The sequence below is a fragment of the Dorea phocaeensis genome, from assembly GCF_900240315.1.
GTDB classification, from domain to species: Bacteria; Bacillota; Clostridia; order Lachnospirales; family Lachnospiraceae; genus Dorea_B; species Dorea_B phocaeensis.
In genome coordinates this window covers 110947-120036 of sequence record NZ_OEPZ01000006.1, presented here as the reverse complement: position 1 = coordinate 120036, position 9090 = coordinate 110947, and the positions used below count along the sequence as shown (strand labels likewise).

At 42.9% G+C, this 9090-nt stretch carries 3 protein-coding genes, 7 tRNA genes and 1 pseudogene; 9 read left to right on the top strand and 2 right to left on the bottom strand.

All coding sequences use genetic code 11. From position 1 onward, the window contains the following. The first annotated feature begins 146 nt into the window (after positions 1–146). From C0979_RS11430 to C0979_RS11400, 7 genes are all read left to right on the top strand, one after another. Positions 147–220: transfer RNA gene (locus tag C0979_RS11430), tRNA-Asp, on the top strand. 7 nt (positions 221–227) lie between these two features. Beyond that, positions 228–300, top strand: a tRNA-Val gene (locus C0979_RS11425). Positions 301–310: 10 nt separating this feature from the next. Continuing rightward, positions 311–392, top strand: a tRNA-Tyr gene (locus C0979_RS11420). A gap of 43 nt (positions 393–435) precedes the next feature. After that, positions 436–508: transfer RNA gene (locus C0979_RS11415), tRNA-Thr, on the top strand. Positions 509–538: 30 nt separating this feature from the next. After that, a tRNA-Met gene (locus C0979_RS11410) sits at positions 539–612 on the top strand. Between the two features lie 3 nt (positions 613–615). Next, positions 616–688, top strand: a tRNA-Phe gene (locus C0979_RS11405). 24 nt (positions 689–712) lie between these two features. After that, positions 713–785: transfer RNA gene (locus C0979_RS11400), tRNA-Lys, on the top strand. A gap of 296 nt (positions 786–1081) precedes the next feature. On the opposite strand, the pseudogene C0979_RS12415 reads toward C0979_RS11400, so the two are convergent. Both C0979_RS12415 and C0979_RS11390 read right to left on the bottom strand, forming a co-directional pair. Next, a pseudogene (locus tag C0979_RS12415) lies at positions 1082–1306 on the bottom strand (transposase zinc-binding domain-containing protein); the annotation flags it as partial. Positions 1307–1429: 123 nt separating this feature from the next. Continuing rightward, on the bottom strand, positions 1430–1957 hold the full coding sequence (locus C0979_RS11390; protein WP_101696109.1) for a LytTR family DNA-binding domain-containing protein: 528 nt from the start codon (positions 1955–1957) through the stop codon (positions 1430–1432). 122 nt (positions 1958–2079) lie between these two features. Here C0979_RS11390 and C0979_RS11385 point away from each other — a divergent pair, with 122 nt between their 5' ends. After that, positions 2080–2553, top strand: coding sequence for a hypothetical protein (locus tag C0979_RS11385; protein WP_145995120.1), 474 nt, complete (start codon positions 2080–2082; stop codon positions 2551–2553). Between the two features lie 251 nt (positions 2554–2804). Beyond that, positions 2805–9089: a family 43 glycosylhydrolase gene (locus C0979_RS11380; RefSeq protein ID WP_101696107.1), complete on the top strand. Its 6285-nt coding sequence runs from the start codon at positions 2805–2807 to the stop codon at positions 9087–9089. The last annotated feature ends 1 nt before the right edge of the window (position 9090 follow it).

The window sequence follows — 9090 nt, the reverse complement described above, 5'->3', positions numbered from 1 at the left end:
GAGGTAGATAGGACAGAGGTGGAAGTGTGGTAACACATGTAGCTGACTGTTACTAATCGGTCGAGGGCATGACCAAGCAAGGTGATAGGTAAAAGGATGAAAACGTTTCTTATATGCAGTTTTGAAGGTACATACCTTCTAAATAAGGCCCAGTGGCTCAGTTGGTTAGAGCGCCGCCCTGTCACGGCGGAGGTCGAGAGTTCGAGTCTCTTCTGGGTCGTTTAAATGGGATCATAGCTCAGCTGGGAGAGCATCTGCCTTACAAGCAGAGGGTCATAGGTTCGAGCCCTATTGGTCCCACTTAAATTAAGGATGGATTCCCGAGTGGCCAAAGGGGGCAGACTGTAAATCTGTTGGCAACGCCTTCGAAGGTTCGAATCCTTCTCCATCCATTAGGAGATAATCTCCAATTTAAAGCCAATTAATCTGGTTTGTGCCGATGTGGCTCAATTGGCAGAGCAGCTGATTTGTAATCAGCAGGTTATCGGTTCGAGTCCGATCATCGGCTTAGTCTTTCAAAAGACTACAAATTCAATATCGCGGGGTGGAGCAGTCTGGAAGCTCGTCGGGCTCATAACCCGAAGGTCGTAGGTTCAAATCCTGCCCCCGCAATCCGCCCAGATAGCTCAGTCGGTAGAGCAGAGGACTGAAAATCCTCGTGTCGCTGGTTCGATTCCGGCTCTGGGCATTTTATTTGCTGATAATTGAATAAGGGCGTGTAGCTCAGGTGGTAGAGCACTTGACTTTTAATCAAGTTGTCCGGGGTTCGAATCCCCGCACGCTCACGAGGAATGAGTAGAGTGAATCCGGTAAATACTGGATTCACTCATTTTTTTCTTTATAAGAAATTTCCCAAATCGTAAAAAATAGTGTATAATGTATGAGAAATAAAAAAGGGCATAACAAAAGAGCGAAAGTTGGCGATTTCGCGATGACTTTGATTATGAAACTTTTTGTTTTTTGGTGTGGCTGCACTGTTTGACGATTGCGAATGTACATGTACTTATGGACTTATCCATATCCCATGACTTTTCGGTATCGTTCAAATAGTGCAGTTTTTTTGTGGTAAACTTCCAACACCAACATTGTACATGTTTCCACAAGTAGGACAGAAACGGGATTTACAACGAAAAGGAGTAAATTTCATTTCACCACAATCTGGACAGACAAAAAAGGCACCGCCATAGGATGGATCGCCACAATGGGTCATCTTGAAGATGTTTTCAACTTCAGTTTGTCTGGGATGAAGTTCGTAAAGGATATGCTCATAATAATCAATAAAAATAGTTTGTAATATATTACTCATGTAATTATTTTACAATAAAGAAACACAAAGAAAAACCCCCACCCCTCAAGAATGAGGGGCAGGAGAGCTGAGAGTGTGCTCAGCACATTTTTTTATTTCTAAATTATCTGTAATAGAATTCTGCTATTTGATTTTCAATTGTTCACGGATTTCATTATATCTACTTTTTCCGATAGGAACTTCCAGGCCATTACTTAAGAGTATCTGATAACGTTTGACCTGTCTAACATAGATTGGATTTACAAGCCAACTTTTGTGTACCTTCATAAGATTTGGGAAAATATCCATAATTGTATTAAGTGTCTGATGGACAAAAAAGTTTCCAGATGCAGTATAAACAGTGGCTACTCGGTATGAAATAGATACACCAAGGATTTCAGCAGGAAGAAGGTAATGAATATCTCCATTATTATCCTTCAAGGTCATATGTTTTCGTTGAGTATTACGCTCATTTTCAACTCGAAGCATATAATCATACCAACGAAGATCAGGCTTTTCACAGGTGTGGATATCTTCGATCTTAAAATCTCCGACGAGAGGAATATCTCTAGTCATGGTACAATGAAGATGAAGAAGTTTAAATTCATTGTTTATCCATTTCCAAATATAGGTTGCACGCTGTTTGGTATAAAGAAAAGTTTTTTCATCCATCCATGCGAGGCTGAAAAACTGCCGTATGTACTATGGTTTGATGATACAACGGAAGAAGAGAAACAGGAATCTGGGCACATCCTGTTGTCGATGGAATGACATGTGTCAACAGAGCAAAAGGAATGTCAATTCAAGGAAGAACGATTGAAGAAAAAGATGAAACGAGTACGATCAGCAGATACTTCGAATTCCTTGGAACTTCAGAGAGCAGCGTACAGACAAAAGAGATGGATGATTCTTACATTCATTATGAATACAAGAATGTTCCACTTAGCGTAGAGATTACAGATAGCCATGAGCATGAATATTCTACAGAAGGAGAGATTATTAAGTCGGCAACAAATGAAACAGAAGGAGTAATACGGTATTATTGTAATGTTTGCGGAGGATATCGCGACGAAGTAATTCCAAAGCTTAGTGGACAAACATCAAATGAAGGAGACGATGATTCTAAAGCGGAAGTATCGAAGAAAAGAAAGACTTCGACAAATCCACAGACTGGGGATAAAGCTTTTCCGGCAATGTGGATTATGTTAGGAAGTATCGCTGCTATTACAGGAATCGTAGAGTATAAGAGTCGAAAAATGTCCAAATAGGGACAGGGTAAATTTAATCGGGGACGTGTACAAATGCAAAAAACTCCGTCCCCGATTAAAAAATCTAACAAAAATCAAAAGAAATCTAACCTTCTTAAAACTTCACAAAAAGATCACAAAAATATTATAAAACCTGATAAGAAAGTAAATTTCCCTTTCGTGATGAAAATGGCATACTGTTTCATGAGATAATCGGCGTATTTCCAGCAATATGCACAAAAATTTTATTATCGCCGAAGAAAGGGGAATTTATGAAAAAGACAAAAAGAGGCGTAGCTTTGCTGACTGTATCTGCTATGCTTGCTGGATTGCTGCCTTCAGGAGTTGGCGGTCTTCAGGAAGTTCAGGCAGCAGATCTCCCGAAAGCATTGGTTGATTTTGATTTTGAAAATCTGAATGCGAATCAGGAGATTGTCACAGATTCAGCGAAAGCTACCGGAACCTACGGGCTCTCAGACAGCCATGCAGGAGGAGGAAAGGCCTTGTCCTTAAATGGAAAGAACCAATGGCTGGATATCAAAACTCCTGCAGGAGAAAGTCTTCTGACTGGACTGAATGAGCTCACAATTTCTTACGATGCGAAAATGCCTAAGAATCATGTTAACTGGGGATTCTTCGCAGCAAGAGATGCATCCGAGACGACATATCAGAATGAGCACTATATTGGAACATTACATAATCCTGGTGCCGATAAAGATCATCTGGTGGCAGAGCGTTTCAATGGAGGACAGAGACCGTTAAGTGCATGGGCAAATGTCAGTGCCTATGACAACAAATGGGTACATGTGGACGTCGTTCATACAGAGAAAGATGTAACGCTTTACATTGACGGTCAGCAGGCTGGAAAAGAGGTAAGTGCATTTAAGCTTCCTGATATTCTTGGAGCAAACAGTGTACTGTATTTTGGTAAAGCTACCTGGGGAAAGAATGGAGAATATGGAAAAGGATTAATTGATAACTTCCGAATCTATGATACTGCACTTGACAAAGATCAGATTACCCAGCAGTATGCACAGTACGTTCTGGCATTTGACAAAGAAGCATTATCTCTTCCGGAAGAGACGGATCGTTCTATTGCACTTCCAACAACAGGAGGAAGCGGTCTGACGGAGATCACATGGTCTTCCAACAAGCCAAAGGTTATGGCAGACGACGGAACAGTAACGAGAGGTGACAAGGACGAAGAAGTGGTAATGACTGCGACGCTTAAGAGCGGAGAAGTGATAGTAACCAAGGAATTTACTATTGTAGTAAAGGCAAAGAATCCAGATGAGGATGTGGTTACTTACACGAATGAGCTTACCCTGAATGCAGGATTTGTTTCCGAGGATTTCACTCTTCCTGAAAAAGTAGGAGATGCCACAGTTACATGGAAAGTCCAAGACGGAGATGCCATTGAGATCAAAGATGGCAAAGCAGTGGTAACACGCGGCGAAGAAACGGTCGTAGTGACACTCGTTGCTACCATTAAGGTAGATGGTGCAAAACAGGATGGAACAAAAGAGTTCCCACTTACCGTAATCGGTAAAGGAACTGACGTTGCAGCTTATGTAAGCAGCAAAGCTCCATCTAATATCGAATCTGAAGGCTATGGCTTCCAGGGCGGTATGAAACTTGCAGAAGAAGGTGAAGAAGGCTATAAAGTTCTTCATAAGGATCAGCCGATTCTTTATTCTTCTATCGGAGCAAAGAAATACACAGCGCCTTCTATTTTCCGTAAAGCAGATGGAAGCTTCGGAATGCTTGCTTCTGACGGCGGAAGCGGCACTGTTCTCTTATATGACTCCAAAGATCTTATTACCTATGAGAATCAGAGAAGTGTAGCTCTTCCAGAGGTAAACAAGATTGAGAAAATGACTTGTGTATACGACAGTGCAGATCAGGTATACAAAGTATTTGTACAGGCTGCAGACACCGTAACACTTGTAACAACAGCAGATTTCGAGACCTTTGAGAATAAGGGAGTTTCTTCCTATGAAATCAAGCAGGTTGAGAATGCACCAAAGGATGCTGTATGGGCAGAAGAAGAGGCTCTTACAAAAGCAGAGTATACAAAAGTTGCTGAGAAATTCAAGAATCCATACAATACAGAACTTAAGGTTACTGCAAAAGATGTGACAGTGGATCAGGGCGCTGAACTCTCCGCTGAGCTTCTCTCAAAAGAATCTGGCGCAGAAGCATCCGCAACCTACTCTGACGGAACACAGAAGACCTATGGTATTACCTGGGATGAGAACGATATTGCGAAGATCGATACCAATCGTCCGGGAACCTATACCGTAGACGGAATCGTTGGAACCAAGTATACGGATGCAGATGCTCCGCTGATTCCAGAGAGAGCGGATCCGCATATTGTATACAATGAAGATGATGGTTATTATTACTTCACAGCTTCTTATCCAATGAATGGAGGCAATGATCCAGACGGTTACGACAGACTGGTTCTTAGAAGAGCCAAGACAGTTGCAGGACTGGCAACGGCTGAGGAAGTAACAATCTGGGATGAGAAGGATGATCCGGCAAGAGGAAGATTTATCTGGGCGCCAGAGCTTCATAAGATTGGCGACAGCTGGTACTACTTAAGTACAGCAGGAATCAACAGCGGAACAGGAACTACCTTCAACATTCGTCCATTTATGGTGAAATGTAATAATTCCGATGATATGATGAATCCGGCTAGCTGGGAGATGGCAGGAGACGTAAAAGCAATGCCAGGCGATGAAAAGAACTGTCTGAATGCGATGTCTCTTGATATGACTTATTTTGAAGCAGGTGGAAGACATTATCTTTGCTGGGCAGACTTTACAAGAAATGAAGCGAACCCGGAAGGAATTTCCAGTCTCTACATTGCGACGATTGATCCAAGCAATCCGACACAGCTGACAAGTAAAGCATCTGTAATCACGGTACCAGAGTACTTCTGGGAGAATGTACGTTTCCGGGTAAATGAAGGTGCAGCAGTCATTCAGAGAGATGACAATGTATACCTTGCTTACTCTGCTTCCGGAACAGGTTCTGAATACTGTATCGGACTTCTTAGCGGTAAGGCAGGAGACGATTTAACAAATCCTGACAACTGGACCAAGAACCCATACCCAATCATGACGAGTACCGATTTCAATGATGAGGTATCCGGACCGGGACACAACTCCTTTACCGTTGATGAGCATGGAAACCAGATTATCGTATACCACGCAAGACCGACAGCAGCACATAAGGGACACAGCGGAGATCCATTGTATGACCCATGTCGTCATGCATATATCAAACCGGTATTCTACGATAAAGACGGTATGCCGATCCTCAACATGTCAGAGAAGGAATTCGCAAAAGAAGGCAAGACAAGTATCAAGGTTACTGTGAAAGGTGAAGCAGCAGATACCACTCCTTCTTTGGAATACAAGTTTGATGAGGAATATAATGCTGAGACAGGTGTAGCAGACACCGGAAAAGACAAAGACAAGAATGCATCCTTAAGCGAAGGAGCATCCTACGTATGGGATAAAGAATACGGACAGGTATTATACCTTGACGGAGACAAGAAAGTAAACGGACATAATGCGTTCCTTACATTCCCACAGGGATTCTTCGATGGAAAAGATCGTATGACCATTTCCATGGATGTAAAAGAAGTAACAAGATCTGGTAACTACTTTACCTTTGGCGTAGGACAGGACAATAATAAATATTTGTTCTTGAAGGTAGAGCCAAATAAGGTTAAGACCGCGATCTCTACAACTTCTTATCAGAATGAAAGCCAGGCGATTCAGTCAGGCGCATATCCGAACAACAGCCGGGTATGGCAGAATATCAAGATTGTTGTAACCCAGAATTCTTTAGAAGTTTATCGCAACGGAAAGAAGATTGCATCCAACAATAGTACGGGTATTTCCATGACAGATCTTGGTGAGAACCTGATTGCATACCTTGGAAAATCTCTTTATAACGAAGAGACTATGCCAACAAATCCAGACAAATACTTCCGTGCTTATTACGATAATGTAAAAGTATATGACTGGGCAATGACAGATGAGGAAGTTAAGAACTTCACAGAGAAGGATGAGACAGCACGTAAGGAAATGATGGGTGCGGTTGCTATGGTAGCCGATAGTGTTGTGATTCCGAATGCAGACAGCATCAAAGGAAATATTACCCTTCCGGCAGAGAAGAACGGTGTATCTATTAAGTGGACTTCTTCCAATGAAAAAGTAATTAGTACAAAAGCGAAGGATAACAACGGATACGATGCGACTCCGGCAGGAGTGGTAACAAGACAGAAAGAGGATACAAAAGTAACTCTGACTGCAGAATTTTCCAAGAAGGGAAGCGAATCCATCACCAAGACATACGAAGTGACGGTAAAAGCTGCTCCGAAGGAAGTAAAAGAAGACGATTATGTAGGATATCTGTTCGTTCGTTTCAACGGAACAGAAGAGAATATCAATCAGGAACAGACCTATTTCTCACTGAGTAAAGACGGACTGAACTGGGAGAACTTAAATAAGAATAATCCGGTACTGACAAGCAACATCGGTGAGAGCGGACTTCGTGATCACTACATTGCACGTTCACCGGAAGGCGACAAGTTCTATATGATCGCAACAGACTTAAGTATTGCAACCAACAAAGGAGGAGACAACCACAATGAAGGCGCTGTTGGCTGGGGGGGCGCTGGCGGAAGCGGAAGTCACAGCATCGTTGTGTGGGAGTCTGACGACCTTGTAAACTGGAGCGAGCCATGGTTATCTGAGATTGCACCGGAAGGAGCAGGATGTACATGGGCACCAGAATTCATTTACGACGAGAAGACCGGAGAGTACGTAGTATACTGGTCTGCAACAAAACTGGAAGTAGATGAAAATGAAAATGTAACACAGGAATTCGAGAACCATGCAATTTACTACTGTAAGACAAGAGATTTCCGTACATTTACAGAGCCGAAACTTTATCGTGACGGCGGAACAGATGCAAACGGAAAGATCGTGAAGGTAATCGACTCTACCATGATTGAGCATAACGGAACATATTACCGTTATACCAAGAATGAGAGCAAGGGAACTACCGTGATCGATAAGTCTGATGCAGTTCTTGGTAAATTTACAGAAATTCCATCCCAGACTCTGTCTACAGATCTGATGGCAGCACAGGGCGCTGTAGAAGGACCAATCATCTTCAAGATGAATGAGAAATCAGCAGATGGAAAAGATCAGTGGTGTCTGATGGTAGACCGCTTCGCAAGAGGACAGGGATACTATCCACTGATTACAACAGATCTGGAGTCTGGTGAATTCAGAATGCTGGATGAGGGCGAATACTCCTTCCCAAGCGGAAGCAAGTTCCGTCATGGTTATGTAATGCCGGTAACAGCATCTGAGTACAGCGCACTTCAGAGAAAATGGGGCAATGCTGACTACGTAGATAAGTATCAGCTTGAGAAAGCAATTGCAGACGGAGAAGCATTGAATCCAGAAGATTATACAGAAGAAAGCTACGCAGCATTTGAAGAAGCCCTGAATACAGCAAAAGCAGCTCTTGACACTGTGACAACAACAGCAGAAGCAGATGCAGCAGCACAGGCACTTCGCGACGCAATGAACGCACTGGTTCCAAAGGAGGAGATTACCTTAGCTTCTATCAAGGTAACACCACCGGCTAAGACGGAATATCAGGAAGGCGAAGAGCTTGATCTTACTGGAATGGTTGTAAAGGCAGTTTACAGCGATAACCGTGAAGTTGAGGTTGATCTGAAGGATGTGAAGGTAGAAGGCTACGACAAGAATCAGGTTGGAACCCAGACAATTACCGTAACATACGAAGGAAAGACAGCAACATTTACCGTAACTGTGAAAGAGAAAGCAGAAGAAGGTAAGTTAGAGTCTATCAACGTAACAGCACCAACGAAGGTAGAATACCAGAAGGGTGAAGAGCTTGATCTGACAGGAATGGTTGTAACAGCCATTTATAGCGATGGAAAAGAGGCAGTAGTTGATCTTAATGATGTAACAATCGAAGGATACAACAAAGATCAGGTTGGACCGCAGACGATCACCGTAACATACGAAGGAAAGACAGCAACATTCGATGTTACTGTAAAAGAAGAAAGCGGCAATCCAGACGTTCTTGATTTCATCAAAGTGACAGCACCAACGAAGGTAGAATACCAGAAGGGTGAAGAACTTGATCTTACTGGAATGGTGGTAACAGCTGTTTACGGAGACGGACGTGAAGTAACGGTTGACCTTAGTGAAGTAACAGTAGAAGGATACAATAAGGATCAGGCTGGAGCTCAGGTGATTACCGTAACCTATGCAGGAAAGACAGCATCCTTCACTGTAACTGTAAAAGAAAAAGGAACAAGCGGTAACCCAGGCGGCGAGAATCCGAACGGAAACCAGGGAAATGCAAGTCAGGGCGTCGTTTCGAAGAACCCAGCTGGAGTGAAGACCGGAGATGTTGCACCAATCGGAGTTGCAGTCGTATTACTGGTAGCAGCAGGTGCAGCAATCGTACTGGTTATGAAAAGAAAAAGGAGTTAGT